We start from the raw sequence: 17047 nt of genomic DNA on the forward strand, positions 1-17047 counted from the left end.
CCTTGTTGAAAAAGTTAAAAAAGAAGTGTTGATTGTATTGGCTTTGTAATAAAAAGTCAATACAAAAAGCCCTATTATGACAATAATAATAAATACGATTCTAAGAATTTAGAATAAAAAGGCATAACTAACATAAAATTGGCTTTGTGCAGAAATACTTAGGGTTTGCTTGATAGTTTGTTGGGTACCGGGATTATTATTTCCATAGTTATACCAATTTTGGGCGGTAATTTTATAGTAGGGAATCTTCCAGCCTAAATTAAAGCGGTTATGTCTTCCTAAATATAATTGGTAGCCCACATTCACATAAAAGCCATTGCCAGCGGTAAAAAAGCGGGTTTTTTGTATATGGCCTTTGCTAAGAGAAGATCCACCCAGAGTACTTAAAGCTTGGTTGTTAAAATCATCGCTCCAAAGCATCGCATACTCCACACCCCCGCCTACAAAAACCCCCATTTTAAAAAAGAACATTTTAGAATAAAGGCGTTTGATCCAGTAATCAAGGGGGATATTCAGAAAAAAATCTACATTAAGCCCTAGAGTAACCAAGTTAGCCGGCCGTTGTAATAAAATCTCTTGCGGGTTTGGTGTAGGGCATAATCCTAGAGGGTTAGTTGTACTTAGAGTAGCACAAGGGGAGGCATAATCGCTGGGGATACTCCCCCCAATGACTTGATTATTGTTAGAATTAATGGCTTTAATGGATTGTGGGTTATAGTTTTGCCCCCCTTGATTTTGAATCTTATAACGACTCCCTAAATTAGCCTGTGCGTATTCAATAGTCCCATAAACACGAATCCCACTAATGGCCAATTTATCAAAAAAGATTTCATCGCCTAGCGTGTAAGTAAAGGCTGGACTAAGTGTATTGGATTTATAAAAACCTACAATTTTATTTTCTTTACATAATTCATTAGGGCAAACAAAAGTACCATTTGGCATAGTGCTAGGATTTTGCATGCTCACTTGTTGACTCAAGGTGCTAGCAGAATTTTTAATATAACCCAGACGCACACCGGTAAAGACATGGTTTTTAACTGCCCCTAAAAACTGGCAACAAAGCACACTTGAGATAACAAAAAATACAAGGCTTTTGTTCATCTAAAGGCTTTGGCGATTTAGAGTAATGATTTGTGGTAGGGGGCTAAGGGGTGCATGGGTGCTAAAAAAATCCTCAATCTGAGCGCGGCTCTGTGCCGGCAACACCATCGCATTCACAGCCGATCTAAAAGCCCCAGCCCCTACATGCCCTTTGGCATAGGCATGGAGATTTTTTCTAAACATGACAACCCCCCTATCCCCATAAAAAGCCACCATTTTATCAAAATGCTCTAAGACTAAATCTTTTTTAAGAATCGCGGGTAATTCTTCAGTGTTATGTTTGATTTGCCAAAAAATCCAAGGCTGAACTAGCGAGGATCGCCCAATCATCACCCCATTAGCCCCTGTATATTCTAACACCTCCCTAGCCTTTTTAGGGCTATCAATTTCTCCATTAGCAATCAATGGTTTATGGAGTATTTGGCGCATTAAGCGCACGCTTTCATAATCAATGCGCTCTTTTTTATAGCGATCAGAACGAGTACGCGCGTGCACCACCACAAAATCCACCGGCGCATCATTGAGAGCATGGGCGATCTCTAATGGAATTTTTTCATCAAATCCCAAACGCACTTTTACACTGGTATAGGGCTTATTGGTGGTTATTTTGATTAATTCTAAAAGTTTAACCAAATGTTTTAAATCCTTAAGTAGCCCGCTACCATTGCCGTGATTAGCCACCTTAGGCGCTGGGCAACCGCAATTAAAATCTAAAATATCAATCCCTGTAGTGGTATTGAGTAATTCTACTGCTTGTTTGACAACCTCCATTTTAGACCCAGCAATTTGTACACTAAAAGGGCTTTCCTCGGGAGATTTTTGTAACATTTTACTGGTTTTATCAAAGGCATGTATTAAAGCATGGCTACTAATCATTTCACTCACCGTTACATCTACCCCAAAGCGCTTAACCACACTTCTAAAGGGTAAATCCGTATAGCCTGCTAAGGGCGCTAAAAACAGCAAATCCTTAAACACTAATTTTTCCATAAACTCTATTTTAACGCATATTCTCTTAAATCTTTGATCCATTTTTGAGCCCATTCTAACAACGCCCCTAGCTCATTTTTAACCCGCTCTTGCACCACCTCTTTTAAACAAGCTTGTAAACACGCTCCAATTTCTGCACCTCTTAGCCCTAGATTTTTGAGATGATCACCTTTAAGGGCTAAAAAATGTAAAGAATAAACTTCTTTTTGCATGCCAATTACTTTAAAATGCGCGTATAAAGCACGGCTTAAAAGTACATCACTAGCCTGTAGCCACCCTAGCCATGCTCTAAATTGACTCAAACTTAAAACCTGTAATTGTTGTTTAACCCAAATTTTAGAGTCTTGCGGATTAATTTTAGTGTATGGGTGTAATTTGTTAAGGGTTAGAATGAATTGTTTAGGGGCTTTCAAGTTTTTTAAGCAAGCTTGCATGCTTGATTGATCGCAATTTTGATAGATCAATAAAAGCCGCGCTACTAAATTAGGGGGTATGCATGAGAGCTTGGTTAAAAGTTTACTATCTAAACTTCCAAAAATGCGCTCTAAAAGGCTGTGATAACGCATACAGACATCAGAAACGTTAAAACCTACCAACAACCTAGAGCATTCATGCCAAATGCGCTCTTTACTGATTTTGTCTAATAAATTTGCTTGATCAAAGAGCGCGTTCTCACTTTTAATATCTAGTTTAAAACCTAGAGTACTGGCAAAACGCATAGCCCTTAAAATGCGCAAAGCATCTTCTTCTAAACGCACGGAAGGCACACCCACAAAAACAAGTTTGTGATCTTTTAAATCCTGTAGCCCTCCATGTAAATCTAAAAGCCCTTTTTTAGGGTGAAAGGCTAACGCGTTAATCGTTAAATCGCGGCGACTCAAATCTGATTCAAGTGAGTTAACAAAACTGACTCTTGGGTGGCGGTGGTTGGTATAATCAAACTCTAATCTATAAGTGGTTATTTCAAAAAACTGCCCCCTGTATAAAATCCCTAGAGTACCAAATTTTAAACCCACAAGGCTAGTTTGCATTTTGGGTTGTAAAAGGGTTAATAATTGTTCTGGCGTAGCATTTGTAGCTAAATCATAATCCTTAGGCTTTTTATTAAGCAGTAAATCGCGCACACTTCCCCCCACCACCACAGCTTCAAACCCACCTTGTTCAATCAAATCTAATAATTCTAAGAGTGCATGAGGGAGAGTTAAAGCATAGGTTAAATCCCAACCCACTGACAAGTCCTTTGCTATAATTCTCTCATTTTAGTATAAAGAGCCACCATGAAATCCTTTGATTTACAAAGTTTACTAACCAAGCGCTATAAAAGTAGTTGTGTACTTTGCTTTAGTGGAGGACAGGATAGCACGACTCTAGCTTTATGGAGTTTATCTGCCTTTGAAAAAACCTATTTACTCGGTTTTGATTATGCCCAAAAGCATAGTATAGAGCTACAACAAGCCACAAAAATTGCCACAGAGTTAAAGTTACCCTTTAAAATTCTTAGTTTAGATTTTTTACAAGAATTAAGTAATTCTGCTCTCTTTAAAAAAAGCCCCCAATCAATCCAAGCCCCGCACATGAAAAACCCACAATTACCCGCCTCCTTTGTACCTGACCGTAACGCTTTATTCATCACTCTTGCCCACGCCTATGCTTTTAATTTAGGGGCTTTTTTTGTACTCTTAGGCATTTCTGAGCAAGATTACAGCGGCTATTTTGATTGCCGCCAAAATTTTTTAGAAAGTTTACAAACTTCTTTAAATCTAGGCGCTTTTGGCACTCCTAAGGGGATTACTTTACTAGCCCCTTTCATGTTTATAGACAAAGCCCAAGAATTTGCTTTAGCCCAAAAATTAGGGTTTTTAGATTTTATTTTAGAGCAAACCCATACCTGTTATATCGGGGATCGCAGCACCCGCCACCCTTATGGCTATGGCTGTGGTACATGCCCGGCTTGTCTTTTAAGGCAAAAGGGTTATGAAAACTTTTTAAAAGAATCTAATAAATAAAATTGATACTATAAGACTAAAGTTTTATGCTATAATAGCTTTATATTTTTTAAAGGATATACATGGGAAAAAGTTTATACGCGACCTTAGAGGTGAGCGAGCAAGCCAGCAATGAGGAAATCAAAAAATCCTACCGCAGGCTAGCGCGCAAATACCACCCCGATCTCAATAAGGGTAAGGAAGCTGAGGAAAAATTTAAAGAGATCAACGCTGCTTATGAAATTTTAAGCGATCCACAAAAGCGCGCCCAATACGATCAATTTGGCGATAACATGTTTGGAGGGCAGAATTTTAGCGATTTTGCGCGTTCTCAAGGCAAGGGCGCTAATTTTGATGATATTTTAGCCCAAATCTTTGGTCGTGGAGGATTTGGAGGAGGTGGTTTTGGGCATGGAGGTTTTGCAGACTTTGGAGGGTTTAATTTTGCTGAAAATTTAGATATTCATGCAGAAATCCAAATTAGTCTACAAGAAGCTGTTTTAGGTGCTAAACGATCTATCAAACTCAACCACGATAGTTTTGAGATTAAAATCCCTGCTGGAGTTAAAGAAGGGGAAGTTTTGCGCGCTAAAGGTAAGGGGCGTACTCAGGGAGGATTAAGAGGCGATGTACTTTTAAAAGTACATGTACTAGAAGATGGCACTTATACCCGTAGCGGTGATGATCTGATTAAAGATTTTGATTTGCCCTTAAAAACAGCTCTTTTTGGAGGCAAAATACAAGTCCCCACTTTACATAAAGAAATTGCTCTTAAAATCCCACCCAATACGAAAAATGCCCAAAAATTCCGCATTAAAGGGCTTGGGGTGAAGAATCGAAAGAGTGCAGAAATGGGGGATTTGTATTTAAAAGCCCATGTGATTTTGCCCCATACAGATACTTTAAGTGCAGATGTGAAACAAGTTTTACAAGAACAATTACCCTAAGGAATAAACATGGTTGATTATGATGCACCTCTTTACTTAATTAGTGTGGTAGCCAAAATGTTAGATGTCCATCCCCAGACTCTGCGCCAGTATGAAAAAGAAGGGCTAGTTGAACCCAAACGCACAGATGGGAAAGTACGGCTATACTCCCAAAGGGATATGGATAAGATCAAAACCATTTTGCGCTTAACTAGGGATATGGGCGTTAATTTAGCAGGGGTGGATATTATTTTGCGCCTTAAAGAGCGATTAGACGAGTTAGATAGCCTTAATGAGCAATTACAAACACACATGCAACAAAGTACGCCAAGTAGATCCCAAACCAAACAAATTCAAAAAACATCTTATGAATTAATTTTATTTAAAAAAACCTAATTGCCTACAATAAGCCCTTTAAAGCGCTCGCCAAACCCTTCAGGGTTAATAAGAGCGCGGGCTTTCATGCTTTCTCTTTGGTAGGTTGTAAAGGGCGCGTTAGCGTGGAATAATTCTAATAGAGACGCTAACCCCATTTTTAAAAGAGTCGCGCTTTGCGTGCTGTAAAAAAGGGTGTGTGCTCCTTGAGCTAAAAAGAGTGTTTCTAAGAGTTTAAAGTCTACATCATAGGTTAGATCAATTTTTTGGTAGTATTCTTGCAAATTGTCTAAAATTTCCTCAAAACTAAGAACTTTGTGTTTTCTGTAGCCTCTTAAACTAATCCCCCCATAACTCCCATATTGCCCATAATCAAAACTAACCATGACCCATTTTTTACCCCGCAACTGGTTGCATAAATTAGTAATATAATCTCCCCATAAAGGCAAACAATCTGATTTTATAGCCGGATAAAATGCTTTTATTTGGTACATTTCCTCAGGGCTTAAATTTTGCCATACAGGCTTAAAATGAGAAATATACAATTTCTTAGAGTTATCAATAACTTCGCATGGAAAACTATCCCATAATTCATTGCAATAAATAAAAACAGATTGAGAAAGGTTTAAATTTTCTAAGTAAGCCACGCATTCAAGATCAACCCCTCTTTTGGCTAATCTTTCTTTTTGTAAATTAGCTAGTCTATCTAAAGGTTCTATACTGATAAATCTTATGTGCTCTAGCACGCCTTGACTTAAATCTTTTAAAAACCCCACTACATCGCTTAATAATAACCCCTCTCCTGCCCCTATTTCTACAACACTTAAAGGCAAAGAAAGCCGCCCACTCTCTAATAAGGATAATAAATAAAACGCTAGCGTACCCCCAAAAAAAGCGCTACTATTTACAGCTGTATAAAAATCCCCTTGCATGCCAATTAATGCATGCCTATAGTAGCCATTCTCACCATATAACCACTCTTGCATGCACTGGCTAAAACTCTGCATTAAAGCCCTCTAATCCTTGCAATTTCATCTCTTAGCTTAGCCGCATTTTCAAAGTCTAAAACCCTAGCCCTCTCTTGCATTTGGGCGCGTAAAGTCTTGATAAGCCGTTCTTTTTCACTCTTAGGCATTTTATTTAAATTCTTTTTAGAAGGTTTAGAGAGCTCTATTTCTTTTAGCTCAGCCTCTAAAGGTCTATTAACACCTCGTGGAATTAATCCATGTTCTTGGTTAAAGGCCATTTGTTTAGCCCGTCTTTGATCTGTAATATCCATAGCCTCTTGCATGCTAGGCGTGATTTTATCTGCATAAAAAATCACTCTGCCATGTACATGCCGTGCTACCCTGCCCATAGTTTGGATTAAAGCCGTACTGCTACGCAAAAACCCTTCTTTATCTGCATCTAAAATAGCCACTAAAGACACTTCCGGTAAATCTAAACCCTCTCTAAGTAGATTAATGCCGATTAAAACATCAATCTCTCCAAGCCGCAAAGCACGGATACTATGGTTGCGCGCAATCACATCTGTATCGCTGTGTAGATACTGCACTTTAAGCCCACATTCTGCATAGTGTTTACAGAGTTCCTCAGCCATGCGCTTTGTTAAAGTGGTTACCAATACCCGCTCTTTTTTAGCCACTACGCTTTGGATAGTTTTTAAAAGGTCTTTAACTTGATTTTGTGTAGGTCTTAAGGAGTATTCCGGATCTAAAAGCCCGGTTGGGCGGATAATTTGGCTAGCCACTTGGCTACCTGAGAGTTCTAGTTCTAAAGGATTTGGTGTAGCTGAGACAAAAAGAAAATGCGGGGCTTTTTGGATAAATTCCTCGTATTTGAGGGGGCGGTTATCTAGGGCTGATGGGAGTCTAAATCCATGCTCAACAAGTACTTGTTTGCGACTCAAATCTCCAGCATACATGCCCTTAAATTGAGGCAAACTTACATGGGATTCATCTACAATCACAAGATAAGGGCAATTTTTCTGTGCAAAGTAATCCATAAGGGTGTAGGGGGTTTCTCCGGCTTGTTTGCCTGTAAAGTGGCGGGAATAATTCTCAATGCCCTTACAAATCCCGGTTGTACCCATCATTTCTAAATCAAATTCTGTCCGTGTTTTAAGCCGTTCGTACTCTAAAAGTTTTTGTTCTTGTTTGAAAAATTCTAAACGCTGCGCTAATTCTGTCTCAATGCTAGAAAGAGCTTTTTTAAGGCACTGCGGACTGACAATAAAGGCACTTGCCGCATAAAGGATATAAGAATCTAAGGATTGGATAGGGGTGTTTTCTAAAGCATCCATGTAAGTGATGCGATCTACCTCATCGCCAAAAAATTCCACGCGGATAAAATTAGAATCATTATAAGCCGGGAAAATATCCACACTCTCCCCAACTACCCTAAAATACCCTCTTTCTAAAATATCTTGCCGTTCATAGCCCATTTCTACTAGCTTAAGTAAAAATTGTGTGTAAGAAATTTGTTGCCCCACCTTAATTTTTTCAAGCATGCTTAGATATTCTGCCGGATTACCTAGCCCATAATTAGCCGAAACACTAGCAACCACCACTACATCATCATAGCCTAGTAAAGAAGTGATCGCACTCAAACGCAAACGCTCCAAATCCTCATTAATGGAGCTGTCTTTTTCTATGAATAAATCGCGTCTTGGGATATAAGATTCAGGCTGGTAATAATCAAAGTGAGAGATAAAATACTCTACATGGTTTTTAGGGAAGAAACTTTTAAATTCGCTATAAAGCTGGGCGCATAGGGTTTTATTATGCGACATCACTAAAGTTGGCATTTGTAATTTAGAAATCAAATAGGCCATGCTAAAAGTTTTACCACTACCTGTAACCCCTACTAAGGTTTGGTATTTAGCATTTAGATTAATTCCATCTTGTAACTTTTGCACGGCTTGTTCTTGCTCTAAACTTACTTTGTAAGGGGCATTTAGAATAAAACCCATGTCTTTGCCTTTTGATAAAATCAGGGGGTATAATAACTAAAAACCTAAGGAATTTAATGCTTAATCGTTTTTATAGTGTTGCGCCACTCAAACACCATCTCAAACCCCTTACCTATAAAAGCCAAACCCCGCTAGCAAAAGGCGATTTAGTACAAATCACTTTGCGTAAATTACGCCTAAAGGGTGTTGTACTGCAAGAATGTGAAAAACCCCCTTTTGATTGTGTTTTGGCTACTCAAGAATTAACTTATTTTAATGCCCACCAAATGCTACTTTTAGAGTTTATAGCCAAGTATTATTGTTGTTCCCCCGGTTTAGTCGCTTCTTTATTCATTCCCTTTAATAAAAATAACCCGCCTTTTAATCCTATTTCTACCCCATTTGGGATAAACCCCCTAAGTTTTGTACAAAACCAAGCCTTAGAGGCACTCAAACCCCATAAAAGCGCTTTACTCTTTGGAGATACAGGAAGCGGAAAAACCCAAATTTATATCCATTTAATCGTAGAAAAATTACAGAAAAACCAAAGTGTTATTGTATTAGTACCTGAAATCGCACTCACTTCTCAAACCCAAAAAGCGCTGATAAAGACCTTTGCCAATCAAGTAGGGTTATGGCATAGTAAACTTAGCACTAAACAAAAACAAGAATTATTAAAGCAATTAGCATTAGGACAGATAAGAGTAGTGGTGGGTACGCGTAGTGCTTTATTTTTACCCATGCCAAATTTAGGGCTTATCCTTGTTGATGAAGAGCATGATCAAGCTTATAAAGCTAGCCAAGCCCCCTATTACAATGCCCGCGATATTGCTCTTTATCTTTCTAGTAAAATGCCTATCCAAGTGATTTTAGGCTCAGCCACCCCCCATGTGCGTAGCTATTATTTAGCCAAGAAAAACCAAACACTTGTACGCTTAAAAGGGCGTTTTTTTAACACCTCAAAAGAAATTCTTTTTGAGGAAAATAAAACAACGCTTAGCCAAAATTTACTAGAGTATCTAACAAAAAGCTTAGAAAAAAAAGAACAGAGTGTGATTTTTCTACCCACGCGCGCTTCTTTTAAAAAATTGCTTTGTTATTCTTGTGGAAATGGCGTACAATGCCCTTTTTGTAGCGTGAATATGAGCTTGCACCTTAAAGAAAAATGCATGCGCTGTCATTATTGCCAACACCAATTAGAAATTCCAAAAGTCTGCCCTACATGCAAGCAACCTACTTTGGCCGGAAAAAGAATAGGCACGCAGCAACTTAAAAGCGAATTAGAAGCACAGCTGCCCCAAGCGCGCATTCAGATTTTAGATAAAGATCACACCCACACGGCTTCACAGATCCAAAATATTTTAGACTCGTTTAATCGCCATGAATGTGATATTTTAATCGGAACACAGATGTTAGCCAAAGGCCATGACTACCCTAAAGTAAATCTTGCCATTATTTTAGGTTTAGATGAGGTGCTTAACAATGGGAGTTATCGCAGTTTAGAAGATGGGGTGTCTTTAATGCACCAAATTGCTGGCCGTAGTGCGCGCAAAGAACATGGAAAAGTGGTGATTCAAACGCTTAATGCCGCATTTTTAAAACGCTATATCCAAGACTATGAAGACTTTTTAAAAGACGAATTACAAACACGCATGCCCCATTTTCCCCCTTTCATGCGTTTAGCTCAGATTGAATTTAGAAATAAAGACGCCTTAATCGCTCAAGAGAACATGCAGACAAGTTTAAAAATGCTACAAACTCTTTTAGATCAAAATCAAGGCGTACAAGTTTTAGGGTCTGGCTGTGCACGGGTGGCTAAAATTGCGGGCAAATACCGCTACCAGATTCTTTTAAGCGCGTCCTCAACTTTAGGGCTACACCAAGTTTTACACCACCTACAAGAACATGCTAAAGGTATTTTTAAAATTGATGTAGATCCGCTAGATATTTAGAAGGATATTTTGTAATGGAAGTTTGCTATAATAGGGGTTTAATCTAGTTTAAAAGGGCGGATATGGGGGCAGAGATTTTAGACAAGCTCCATGAAAAGATTGAAGATCTCCTTATCAGGCTTGCGCTTTTAGAGGAAGAAAATAAGGAACTGCAACTCAAAAACGCGACACTTGCCACGCAAAATGAGGAAAAAGGACGCCAGCTTGATACGCTTTATGATGAGATTGCCGCAAAAGATAACCGGTTACAAGAAATTTATGACAGAATCCACAAAGTTTTAGAAAATGGATAACCAAAAACCCGCCGTTGACATGATTGAGGTGAGTATCGGGGGTAGGCGTTATAAGATCACGCTTAATGAACGCTTCAGCTTAGATACACGCGAAGAAATCAAGGAGAGCTTTCATAAAAAAGAAATTGAGCCTATCGAACTTTTTAAAATCCACCTTAATAAAATCCAAGAAATTGCAGATTTAAACGCCAAAATCGGCCAACTACTTAATAAAATCCCCTAACTATTTTAAATTCCCCATGTCTGTAACTTTGCCCCACATTAGGCGGTACTTGCGTTTCATAAATTCCACCTCCTCGCGTACTTTGCTTAATTCCTCTTGTAAAACTTCAATCGTTCTTTTATCCTCCTCATAAACCTCTTGCATAGAGATCACCGCATCTTTTAAAAACACATTTTCATTTTTATAGGCAGAAATGGCCTCATCTTTAGCACTCACCACCTTATCATGGAGTCCTAAAATCGTATTAATCGTCTTTTCTACAAATACCGGATCTACTTGTTGCATGTTCTCTACTAAGGCTGGATAGCCGGCTTTAGTGGCCACTAAAGTATTTTTATGCACTGCCTTTTTGGCTAACACTTGCGTAGCACTCTGTAAATCCACCCAAATTTGCTCCTCATCGTGTTTACTCACAATGCTTTGATCTTGAATCAAGGCCAACACTCGATCTTTAGGCAGTTTAGAAATATCTAAAAATTCATCTAGCGTAACCCAAGTTTCTTTTTGTGTTGTATCCACATCAACCTCCACGCAATGTCTTAATGGCTTTTTGGAGTCTGTCTACTAAATAATCAATGTCTTCTAAACTATGGGTGTAGTGTAAACTCACCCGTAACCAGCCGGGCTGTTTCTCTCTACTTAAAATATAATTACTATCCTGCAATCCTAGCAAATCATGGCCATAAGGCCCAGCACAGCTACACCCCGCCCGCGTTTCTATCCCAAATGTATAACTTAAAAGGGGCGCTAAATCATAACAAGATACTCCGCTAGCATTAAAAGCCACATTCCCCACCCGTTTAGCAAGCAAAGACCCATAAATGCTCAGTGCGGGGATTTCTTTAAGAGCGTGCATGAAAACTTGGGTGAGCATGCTCTCGCGTCGTCTAATATAATTAGCACCTAATTCATTGCGCAGTTGTAAAGCTAATGTAGCTCTTAAAAGCTGGATTAGCCCATAAGTGCCTACCTCCTCTCTTAGCGCAACTTCTTTAATGTATTCATGCGTACTGCGACTCACATAGCAAACAACACCCCCCCCGCTAAAACTAGGCGCTAAACTTGTATCTACTAGATCGCGCTTAATGCCTAAAATCCCACAACTCCCCACCCCTCCTAAAAGTTTATGTGTAGCGATACAACACGCGCTAAAATCTGTTGTGTATAAATTATCATGCGAGATAAAGGCGGCTAAATCAAAAGCTAAAATGGCCTTGTATTTTTGACAAAGTCTAGCAATGTCTAAATAAGGGACTACTAGCCCTGTTACATTGGAGGCCACCCCTATAGAAACAATAATTTGTGGTGCTTCTTGGTGCTCTTTTAAAGCCCGTTCTAAATGTTCTAAGCAAAATAAGCCATGTTCATTTAAATCTAGACGCAACACATGGCAAAGCCCTTCACGCCAGCTTATTTCATTAGAATGGTGCTCATAAGGACCAATGACAACTTGAGGCAAAGAGACTCCTTTTAAGTTAAGCCTCTGACGGCTCTTTGGAGGTAAATATATCCCTAGAATTTCTTGTAAGCGCTTAATTGCATGGCTAGCTCCAAACCCAGCTGTTAGAATGATAAAATCCTCCCCCAAGCCTAGAGCTTTTAAAATGTTTTCTTTACATCTAAGATAAACTAACTCCATTAAGTGGGCATGTTTGGACATACCAGAGTGGGCATTAGCATAAAAGGGCAAAAGTTTAGCCACCCGTTTTTCAATAAGAGTACTGGCTAACCCTGAGGCTGTCCAGTCAAAGTAATACACGCCCTTTTTGAGTACCACACTTTTACGAATCTGGTTTAGTTGTTCTTCTTTGGAAGTATCTTGCAGGAGAGGTGCAAATACACTTTCTAAAAACTGCTCTTGCTTACCTAAAAGAGTTTGGGCCATGTAAGCTTAGTGCCCCCTAAAATGTGGAAATGCAAGTGGGGGACTTCTTGCCCTCCATCTGTGCCAGTATTAGTAATGAGGCGATAACCACTTTGCTTAATGCCTAAAACCTCCACCACTTCTAGGATAAATGCGCCCATGCCTGTTATTAGCTCTGGGGTAATGGCATTAAAATCTTTCACGCCCACCTTAGGAATGACTAACACATGGATAGGCGCTTTAGGATTAATATCCTCAAAAGCTAAAAAAGCCTCATTTTCTAGCACTTTTTTACAAGGAATTTCCCCATCAACGATCTTTTCAAATACATTTTTCACAAGAACTACCCTTTTGTAATTTGCCCTGTATTATAGCTGAATCTAACAGATTTGCTAAAGACTAGATTTTTAAAAAAGTCATTTTAGGCTTAAGTGGTGTTGGTGCTAGAAACATTTAGCGGCTATAAGCGCTATTATTAAGAGTTAGACTAAAAACCCTATAACAAAACACAATCAAGAGGAAGTGAGATAAGGGTTATATCACCTTGATAGGAATTGTTCTAGTTGTACATCAAATTATCCTATTTATAGGGTTTGAGACTTGAAAGACTATGGTAAAGATCAAAATCACTTTCAAAAGTAAACCCGGGTCTGAGGACTTTAAAACTCTTCTCTGCCTGTTTGGCTAAATTCTCTGCTTTTTGTTGATCATCTATTTTTAGAGAATGTCTATCCATCTTAAACACCTCCCACCCTTGATCTTTAAAAGGCACATTTTTTTTAGTCCACTCAAAAGTCTCATTCTTTGTCCCCACCCCATGACAGATGCGATAAATCCTCTCATACATCACCCCTTTAGCGATGTTGTTTTCATTGCTCGTTACTAAAATACAGCGCCGGTTGCCCCCATCCTCTCTATTTAGCTCCATTACCGCCTGCCCTGTTGTCCCGCTCCCGGCATAAAAGTCTAGGATTAAAGAGTTAGGGGAAGTGGCATGTAATAAGATTTTTTGGATAAACGCCGTGCTTTTAGGGTAGTTAAAGTTCTCAGCCATGCCTAAATCTAGCAATTCTTTAGTAGCCGCTTGATTCATGTAGGCATTGTCTACAAATGCCAAACTATCAAAGGTTTTTTGCGTGCTTTTAAGATCGCTTAAATAGCGTTTGTAGATAAACCCCCGCTCATGAGGGGCATGTTCTTTTTTAAAGCAAATACGCCCGCTTTCAATATGTTTTTGTAGAGTTTTTTCAGAGAAACGCCAAAACATGCCCGTTGGAGGATAATCCACTTTGCCCGTGTAGGGGTTTGTAACGCCAAAGTAGCCCGTTTTGGGGTTACCACTTTTAGCGCTAGGATTATCCGCAGCCCACGCCCCGTTAGGATCGTTATCAGGGTTGGTGTAATGGCTTAAATCTTTTTGCCCACCTCTAAGATTTACAGATATTTTATTTTTGGCATAACACAGTAAAAACTCATGTTGATAGTTCACGCCAATCTTGGCATCGTTGGTTGTACTCTTGGTTTTTCTAATAAAATCGCCCACAAAATTCCCCTCCCCAAAGATTTCATCACACAGCACCTTTAAATACGCCTGTTCGCTATCATCAATGCTAATAAAGATCACACCCTTAGGGCTTAACAAGTCTTTAGCTAGTTTTAGCCGTTCATTTAGCATGTTAAGCCACCCGGTGCGCATAAATTTATCGCGGTAGCCAAACTTCCCGCTTGTATTCTCTTTGCTCTTATAATCATTGCCATCTTGTTTAGTGCTCTCTGTGTTATAGGGCGGATCAATGTAAATACAATCCACACACCCGCGATAAAGCACCAAGAGATTTTTTAACGCATCGTAGTTTTCCCCAAAGATCATGGCATGGGTTTGTGTGCAAAGGGCTGGGGTAAAGCTTAAATCTGTATCGTGTTTTAGTAGACAAATAGCATCATGTTGGATTTCTGGAGCAATATCAAAGACAAAGCCCACATCTATACGCTTAGTTAATAGGCTAAAAATTGCCTCTAGATTGTGGGGGTTAGCTTTCTCTAAAATTTCTAGGGCTAATTGCTTTTGATCGGCATTAAAACTGGTATCTAGAATCTCTTTTATCTTCTCTGTATATTCTTGAAGTTTAGTAGGTTTCATGGGGTATCCTAGGGGCTTTTTTGATGACTTCTAACATGCTTTTAAGTTCTGTGCCCGTCTTTTTGATGGGGTTTAAATAGACATTACTCTCATCATAAAAGCGCAAGAGTTCAGGATTTTCCTCTTCATATTTGTAGATACAAAGCACAAGAGCAGTAGTTACGCGTGTTGGGTTGTCTTGTGTGAAATACTCTTGATAGGCTTTTTCTAATAGGGCGGTTTTGGTTGGGTTAATATCATTGCCGCTCTTTATTTCAATATAGACAAAATAACCATTTTTAAATTGCATTACAAAGTCTGGATGGCTAGTATGCTTGTTACCATTATCATCTAAGTACTCAATGTAGGCATTGCTCTTAGAAGAGTTCTTAAACCACACTTTAATATCTTGTTCATTTTTCAGAACAAATCTGTCCAGTTCTGCACAAATTTTTTGCTCGGGTGTAGAATCTAGGGGGACTTCTTCGATCTTCTTTCCATCTCTTTTAATTTCTACTAGATAATGATCTGGATCAAAATTACAGGTTTTGGGCTCTTGACTTTTTTCTTCAATAATCTCTGTGGGTTGGTAGGTTTCTAAATGTGGGGTGTAGGTTTTTTGATTTTGTATAGAAGCATTGTAAATATCATAGATTTTATAGATGTAAAACTCTAGTAAGATCATTTCAAGGCGTAGACAAGGGGTGTTAGGGTAGGCATTACTAAGCTTCTTTAAGATTTCCTTTAAAATCTTTTCTTGCGGCGTATCGAGATTCCTTTTGAGTATGCAGGCGCGGCGCAAGAGTTCAAAGGTGTTTAAAATTTCAAATTTCTTATGCTTAAGGCGGTAGATACCTTGCTCAAAACAAGTTTGACTTTGATCGTAGATCTGTTGCTTGTAGTTTTTGATGAACTGTTTAATTCTCTTTTTCTCTGTTTGGTTTTCCTCATGTTGTAGGTTATGTTGTAGGGTGAGTTCTAAGGCGATTCTTAGCACTTTAAAGCCTTTAAAAGAATCTCTGATCTTGTAGCTATATACGGTGTAATCCTTGGGAGTTTTGAAGTTTTCATAAAGATAATACTTGTCTGTTATTTCATGCTTTTCTAATTGAGGGTAAGGGTTGCGCTTAACACGCCCTAGTGCTTGGATACTTAATTTAGAAGAACACACATTTCTCAGACGCAAGAGCATGCACGCGCGTGGAATATCCCACCCTGTAGCAGGCCCCACTTTAAAGATAATACAATCTGTGGTGTCGTTGATCTTAGAGATTTTGGATAACAATACACTTTTGGGCAAATCATTGTCCTTACGGTTGTAATCTATTTCATCTCCAAAATATTGTACCCATGACCAATTGACTTGTTCAAACTTATCTTTGAGTTCTTGAAGTGTTTTATCCCATTTTATCCATGCATCAGGATTACTCTTTTGATCGGGCTGGTTATCTACTTGGATTAACATAGCAGGGGCAATCCATACTTCTTTTTCCTCCCATAATTTTTGGTAATGTGCTTTGATCTCTTTAAATTTCTCTATTGCTTGATTAATAAGACTAGAATCGTTATAGGTTTCATTCTCTAAAACTTCAGATGTACACTTGAGTAAATATTGCCCGGTTTGTGCTCCGTTTTCTTCAAGTTCCTTTTCTGTAATTTCTACTCTAGGGTATTTATGTTCCTTATCAAAAGTAGCAGTCATTTTTAAAATAAAGGCGGCATGTTTGTCCATGAGGTCTTCAAAATTGGCGCGCTCTTTTTGGAATGTACTTGTACCCACGTGCGCTTCATCTCGGATATAAATAAGGGTATAGTCTCTTGCCGCTTCTTGGATAAAGGCATCAATAATATTTAACTCTGTGTAAAGTTTTTTCCTACCAAAGCTAGACTTGCCAAAAATATAGACTTTATTTTTCTCACATTTAATAGGGGGCACATCTTCACATTGTTTGCTATTCTTAGAAGATGAGGGGGATGCGTAATATTCTACTTCAAAATTAGTAGTTTCTAGGATACCTTGATCCCTATAATCTTTGATCTTTCTCTCAAACGCTTCTGGTAACTCTGCGCTAGAGAGCGTGGCGATGATGAAAATAAATTGAGATTCTATAAAATTGGCGATTAACTTGCTAATAAACTGACTAGCCATGAGCGTTTTGCCCGAGCCTGTGGGGGCCTTAAATTCTACGACCCTATCTGTTTTTATAAATTCTGTGTGATCAACTTTCTCGGGGGGGGGGGGGGGGGGGGGGGGGGGTTTTTTTTTTTT

The 17047-nt window shown here is 38.9% G+C and carries 16 protein-coding genes; 6 read left to right on the plus strand and 10 right to left on the minus strand.

Going from position 1 to position 17047, the window contains the following annotated elements; all coding sequences use genetic code 11:
- Positions 1 to 108 precede the first annotated feature (108 nt).
- Genes G6Q06_RS06845 through G6Q06_RS06855 form a run of 3 tightly spaced genes read right to left on the minus strand, consistent with a single transcriptional unit; the run spans position 109 to position 3320 of the window.
- Complete coding sequence (locus tag G6Q06_RS06845) at positions 109 to 1101, minus strand: outer membrane beta-barrel protein (protein ID WP_163566123.1); 993 nt, start codon at positions 1099 to 1101, stop codon at positions 109 to 111.
- Positions 1102 to 2091, minus strand: coding sequence for a tRNA dihydrouridine synthase (locus tag G6Q06_RS06850; RefSeq protein WP_205435987.1), 990 nt, complete (start codon positions 2089 to 2091; stop codon positions 1102 to 1104). It lies immediately after the preceding gene.
- Between the two features lie 5 nt (positions 2092 to 2096).
- Positions 2097 to 3320: a CCA tRNA nucleotidyltransferase gene (locus G6Q06_RS06855; RefSeq protein WP_163566125.1), complete on the minus strand. Its 1224-nt coding sequence runs from the start codon at positions 3318 to 3320 to the stop codon at positions 2097 to 2099.
- A gap of 48 nt (positions 3321 to 3368) precedes the next feature.
- Between G6Q06_RS06855 and queC the strand changes: the two genes are divergently transcribed.
- The 3 genes from queC to G6Q06_RS06870 all read left to right on the plus strand — a co-directional run bounded on the left by queC (position 3369) and on the right by G6Q06_RS06870 (position 5398).
- Positions 3369 to 4097 carry a 7-cyano-7-deazaguanine synthase QueC gene (gene queC, locus G6Q06_RS06860; RefSeq protein ID WP_163566126.1) on the plus strand — a complete coding sequence of 243 codons (729 nt, stop codon included), beginning with the start codon at positions 3369 to 3371 and terminating at the stop codon, positions 4095 to 4097.
- A 62-nt stretch (positions 4098 to 4159) separates the two neighbouring features.
- Complete coding sequence (locus G6Q06_RS06865; protein ID WP_064430060.1) at positions 4160 to 5023, plus strand: DnaJ C-terminal domain-containing protein; 864 nt, start codon at positions 4160 to 4162, stop codon at positions 5021 to 5023.
- Between the two features lie 9 nt (positions 5024 to 5032).
- Positions 5033 to 5398: a heat shock protein transcriptional repressor HspR gene (locus G6Q06_RS06870; protein WP_163566127.1), complete on the plus strand. Its 366-nt coding sequence runs from the start codon at positions 5033 to 5035 to the stop codon at positions 5396 to 5398.
- Here G6Q06_RS06870 and G6Q06_RS06875 read toward each other — a convergent pair.
- The gene (locus tag G6Q06_RS06875; RefSeq protein WP_163566128.1) at positions 5395 to 6384 is read right to left on the minus strand and encodes an SAM-dependent methyltransferase; all 990 of its coding nucleotides are present in this window, start codon (positions 6382 to 6384) and stop codon (positions 5395 to 5397) included. The genes G6Q06_RS06870 and G6Q06_RS06875 overlap by 4 nt on opposite strands.
- On the minus strand, positions 6384 to 8348 hold the full coding sequence (uvrB, locus tag G6Q06_RS06880; RefSeq protein WP_163564039.1) for an excinuclease ABC subunit UvrB: 1965 nt from the start codon (positions 8346 to 8348) through the stop codon (positions 6384 to 6386). The genes G6Q06_RS06875 and uvrB overlap by 1 nt, the downstream gene beginning before the upstream one ends.
- Positions 8349 to 8404: 56 nt before the next feature.
- Between uvrB and G6Q06_RS06885 the strand changes: the two genes are divergently transcribed.
- The 3 genes from G6Q06_RS06885 to G6Q06_RS06895 all read left to right on the plus strand — a co-directional run bounded on the left by G6Q06_RS06885 (position 8405) and on the right by G6Q06_RS06895 (position 10795).
- Positions 8405 to 10279 carry a primosomal protein N' gene (locus G6Q06_RS06885; protein WP_163566129.1) on the plus strand — a complete coding sequence of 625 codons (1875 nt, stop codon included), beginning with the start codon at positions 8405 to 8407 and terminating at the stop codon, positions 10277 to 10279.
- Positions 10280 to 10341: 62 nt separating this feature from the next.
- Positions 10342 to 10572, plus strand: a complete 231-nt coding sequence (gene zapB / locus G6Q06_RS06890) for a cell division protein ZapB (RefSeq protein ID WP_163533464.1) — start codon at positions 10342 to 10344, stop codon at positions 10570 to 10572.
- The gene (locus tag G6Q06_RS06895; RefSeq protein WP_163533465.1) at positions 10565 to 10795 is read left to right on the plus strand and encodes a hypothetical protein; all 231 of its coding nucleotides are present in this window, start codon (positions 10565 to 10567) and stop codon (positions 10793 to 10795) included. Before zapB ends, G6Q06_RS06895 begins: the two co-directional genes overlap by 8 nt.
- On the opposite strand, the gene G6Q06_RS06900 is transcribed toward G6Q06_RS06895, so the two are convergent.
- From G6Q06_RS06900 to G6Q06_RS06920, 5 genes are all read right to left on the minus strand, one after another.
- Positions 10796 to 11314, minus strand: coding sequence for a DUF3972 domain-containing protein (locus G6Q06_RS06900; protein ID WP_163533553.1), 519 nt, complete (start codon positions 11312 to 11314; stop codon positions 10796 to 10798).
- A 1-nt stretch (position 11315) separates the two neighbouring features.
- On the minus strand, positions 11316 to 12680 hold the full coding sequence (locus G6Q06_RS06905) for an aminotransferase class V-fold PLP-dependent enzyme (protein WP_163566130.1): 1365 nt from the start codon (positions 12678 to 12680) through the stop codon (positions 11316 to 11318).
- The gene (locus tag G6Q06_RS06910; RefSeq protein ID WP_163564042.1) at positions 12662 to 12997 is read right to left on the minus strand and encodes a histidine triad nucleotide-binding protein; all 336 of its coding nucleotides are present in this window, start codon (positions 12995 to 12997) and stop codon (positions 12662 to 12664) included. Before G6Q06_RS06910 ends, G6Q06_RS06905 begins: the two co-directional genes overlap by 19 nt.
- Before the next feature lie 242 nt (positions 12998 to 13239).
- Complete coding sequence (locus G6Q06_RS06915; RefSeq protein ID WP_240329314.1) at positions 13240 to 14799, minus strand: site-specific DNA-methyltransferase; 1560 nt, start codon at positions 14797 to 14799, stop codon at positions 13240 to 13242.
- Positions 14786 to 17047: DEAD/DEAH box helicase family protein (locus tag G6Q06_RS06920; RefSeq protein WP_163566131.1), on the minus strand; the 2262-nt coding region annotated here is incomplete at its 5' end. The genes G6Q06_RS06915 and G6Q06_RS06920, both read right to left, overlap by 14 nt.

It is taken from the genome of Helicobacter suis (assembly GCF_902196135.1).
In the GTDB taxonomy this organism is placed as follows: Bacteria; Campylobacterota; Campylobacteria; order Campylobacterales; family Helicobacteraceae; genus Helicobacter; species Helicobacter suis_A.

Excerpts from the sequence above, each read along its gene's own strand:
- G6Q06_RS06845 (WP_163566123.1), bottom strand. The coding sequence starts at position 1,101 with ATGAACAAAAGCCTTGTATTTTTTGTTATCTCAAGTGTGCTTTGTTGC.
- G6Q06_RS06850 (WP_205435987.1), bottom strand. The coding sequence starts at position 2,091 with ATGGAAAAATTAGTGTTTAAGGATTTGCTGTTTTTAGCGCCCTTAGCA.
- queC (WP_163566126.1), top strand. The coding sequence starts at position 3,369 with ATGAAATCCTTTGATTTACAAAGTTTACTAACCAAGCGCTATAAAAGT.
- G6Q06_RS06865 (WP_064430060.1), top strand. The coding sequence starts at position 4,160 with ATGGGAAAAAGTTTATACGCGACCTTAGAGGTGAGCGAGCAAGCCAGC.
- G6Q06_RS06870 (WP_163566127.1), top strand. The coding sequence starts at position 5,033 with ATGGTTGATTATGATGCACCTCTTTACTTAATTAGTGTGGTAGCCAAA.
- G6Q06_RS06875 (WP_163566128.1), bottom strand. The coding sequence starts at position 6,384 with ATGCAGAGTTTTAGCCAGTGCATGCAAGAGTGGTTATATGGTGAGAAT.
- uvrB (WP_163564039.1), bottom strand. The coding sequence starts at position 8,348 with ATGGGTTTTATTCTAAATGCCCCTTACAAAGTAAGTTTAGAGCAAGAA.
- G6Q06_RS06885 (WP_163566129.1), top strand. The coding sequence starts at position 8,405 with ATGCTTAATCGTTTTTATAGTGTTGCGCCACTCAAACACCATCTCAAA.
- zapB (WP_163533464.1), top strand. The coding sequence starts at position 10,342 with ATGGGGGCAGAGATTTTAGACAAGCTCCATGAAAAGATTGAAGATCTC.
- G6Q06_RS06895 (WP_163533465.1), top strand. The coding sequence starts at position 10,565 with ATGGATAACCAAAAACCCGCCGTTGACATGATTGAGGTGAGTATCGGG.
- G6Q06_RS06905 (WP_163566130.1), bottom strand. The coding sequence starts at position 12,680 with ATGGCCCAAACTCTTTTAGGTAAGCAAGAGCAGTTTTTAGAAAGTGTA.
- G6Q06_RS06915 (WP_240329314.1), bottom strand. The coding sequence starts at position 14,799 with ATGAAACCTACTAAACTTCAAGAATATACAGAGAAGATAAAAGAGATT.